The sequence below is a fragment of the Acetomicrobium mobile genome, assembly GCF_937920065.1.
Map to the genome: position 1 here is coordinate 1 of NZ_CALETC010000321.1, position 2,880 is coordinate 2,880.

General features: G+C 44.5%; 3 protein-coding genes. All 3 read left to right on the forward strand.

Annotated elements, in window-relative coordinates:
• The first annotated feature begins 57 nt into the window (after positions 1-57).
• Positions 58-786, forward strand: a complete 729-nt coding sequence (locus tag Q7P41_RS12125) for a sugar phosphate nucleotidyltransferase (RefSeq protein ID WP_303884592.1) — start codon at positions 58-60, stop codon at positions 784-786.
• 2 nt (positions 787-788) lie between these two features.
• A complete protein-coding gene (locus tag Q7P41_RS12130) occupies positions 789-1,772 on the forward strand; it encodes an SDR family NAD(P)-dependent oxidoreductase (RefSeq protein ID WP_303884591.1) in 984 nt (327 codons plus the stop codon).
• Positions 1,762-2,880: LegC family aminotransferase (locus tag Q7P41_RS12135; protein WP_303884593.1), on the forward strand; the 1,119-nt coding region annotated here is incomplete at its 3' end. The genes Q7P41_RS12130 and Q7P41_RS12135, both read left to right, overlap by 11 nt.

A 2,880-nucleotide genomic window follows, 5' to 3' on the forward strand; every position in this document is an offset into this window, starting at 1 on the left:
CCCGTCTTGGTATAATGGATCTTCTTCATCATCACAAATGGTTGTGTAGCTGATTTGGTGACGCTCGATGATCTGTTGCCCGACCAGGTCGTTTCGATGCAGGCGGTTATAATGGCCGGCGGTTTGGGAAAACGACTGCTTCCTCTTACTGAAGATACTCCCAAACCGATGCTCCCCGTGGGCGGCAAACCTCTTATGGAGCGTATAATTGAGCAGTTGCGAGGTTCTGGGATTAATCGAATTAATATCTCAACATATTATAAAGCAGAAAAGATAATAAATTATTTTGGCGACGGAAGCAGATTTGGTGTAAAATTAAATTACATAAATGAGAACCAACCATTAGGCACGGCCGGGGCTCTTGGTTTAATAGAGGGGGTCGAGGGCCCTTTGCTTGTAATCAACGGAGATGTCATATCCCAAGTGAATTACCGTGCTATGGTGGCCTACCACCAGGAGCATAAAGCCGATTTGACCGTCGCTGTCAGTAAGTATGACCTTAAGGTTCCCTATGGTGTAGTTGAAAGTGATGGTGTATTTATTAGGGAAATACTTGAGAAACCTTCTTTTAGTTTTTTTGTAAACGCCGGTATTTATTTGCTCGAACCGTCAGTGTATGATTACATACCAAAAAATGAGCACTTTGATATGACCAACCTGATTGAGTGTTTAATTAAAGCAAGACGTGCTGTTGTCAGTTTCCCTATAGTTGAATATTGGCTTGATATAGGTCAGCATGTTGATTATTACAAGGCTCAAGAAGATGCCGAGAAAGGAAGATTTTGAAAGTGACCTGGAAAAATAAAAAAGTTTTGGTAACTGGCGCCGGGGGTTTTATAGGGAGCCATGTTGTCGAGAGGTTAGTTGAAGCAGGTGCTACAGTTCGAGCCTTTGTTCATTATAATGCGCTGGGAACATGGGGTTGGCTTGATGAATCTTCAGTTTGTGACTCCATTGAGGTGGTTAGCGGTGATATATGTGATCGTGACAATATCCGTCAGGCCATGAAGGATATTGAAATTGTCTTTCATTTGGCTGCTTTAATCGGGATTCCTTATTCATATTGTGCACCTCTTTCGTATGTGCGAACAAATATAGAGGGAACTTTAAATGTTTTGCAAGCCGCACGCGAGTTTAACGTAAAACGGGTAGTTCATACCTCAACGAGCGAGACTTATGGCACAGCCCGCTATGTTCCCATTGATGAGAAACATCCCCTGCAAGGGCAGTCTCCGTATTCGGCGACCAAAATCGGAGCTGATAAAATGGCTGAAGCTTTTTACCTGTCTTTTGGGTTGCCGATTGTTACTGTGCGGCCGTTTAACACCTTTGGACCCAGACAATCAGCCCGTGCGGTTATTCCGACAATAATAACGCAGTGTCTTACCTCTGATATGGTCAGACTTGGCAATCTCTATCCGACTCGCGATCTTACTTATGTTTCGGATACAGTACGTGGATTTATACTGGCTGCCTCCGCTCCTGGTGCCGTAGGTCGGACAATAAACATAGGTTCAGGACGTGAAATTAGCATTGGCAACCTAGCCGAGTTGATAACCCGCCTTATTGGAAAGCCTGTTGACATCGAAAGCGATATGTCCCGAATAAGACCGGCAAATAGCGAAGTGGAACGACTCATAGCAGATAATACTTTAGCTCAACATTTATTAGGCTGGGAGCCCGAGGTAAGCTTGGAAGAAGGACTTATACGTACAATCGAATGGGTAAGACAGCATTTGAGGAGGTATCGCTCAGGTGTCTATGCAATTTGAGCCTGGTGTGCCAACGCAGGGCGAGGGCATTCCACTATGTGTTCCTTGTATTCAAGGTAATGAATGGAAATATGTCAAGGAGTGCTTGGATACTAATTGGGTGTCGTCAGCCGGACCGTTTGTGGATTGCTTTGAGCGGAGAATCGCTGATTACGTAGGGACTGAATATGCAATTGCCGTTGTCAACGGGACGGCGGCGCTCCATACAGCGCTTTTGGTTGCTGGTGTTCAACCTGATGACGAGGTACTGGTTTCTACGCTTACTTTCGTTGCGCCCGTTAATGCTATACGCTACATTGGCGCCTGGCCTGTTTTTATAGATGCAGAACCTGATTATTGGCAAATGGACCCGCAAAAAGTTGTAGATTTTCTGAATAACAAATGTAACTGGCATGGTGAAGAGCTTCATGATAAAATGACGGGCCGTAGGGTGAAAGCCATACTCCCGGTGCACATACTAGGACATCCCTGTGATATGGATCCCATTCTAGAGATTGCCCGAAATTATGATTTAGCTCTTGTAGAAGATGCTACTGAAAGCCTGGGGGCAAGATACAAAGGCCGTATGGTCGGAAGTTTAGGTGACATTGCCTGTTTTAGCTTTAACGGCAACAAAATCATAACCACCGGAGGGGGCGGTATGATCGTTACAAACAACGAAGCGTGGGCTAAAAGAGCGAGATATCTTACCACACAGGCAAAAGACGATCCTATAGAATATATTCATAATGAGATAGGTTACAACTACAGATTAACCAATATTCAAGCTGCCATGGGAGTTGCGCAAATGGAAAACTTAGACGAATACATTACTGCTAAGCGTACAATTGCAGAAACTTATTCGAAAGCCCTTAAAGATGTCCCCGGCATAACTCCGATGCGCGAAGCTGAAGGGGCCTTTAGTACTTATTGGATGTATACTATATTAATCAACAAGGAAAAATATGGCATTGACAATCGTCAGCTGCTTCGATTGCTTGCCGATAATAACATCCAGTCCCGTCCTTTATGGCAACCTATACATCTGAGTAAAGCCCATAAAGATGGGGTCATTTTGTCATGCCCGGTTGCGGAGAGGTTAAACGCGGATGCATTGAGTTTACCTTGT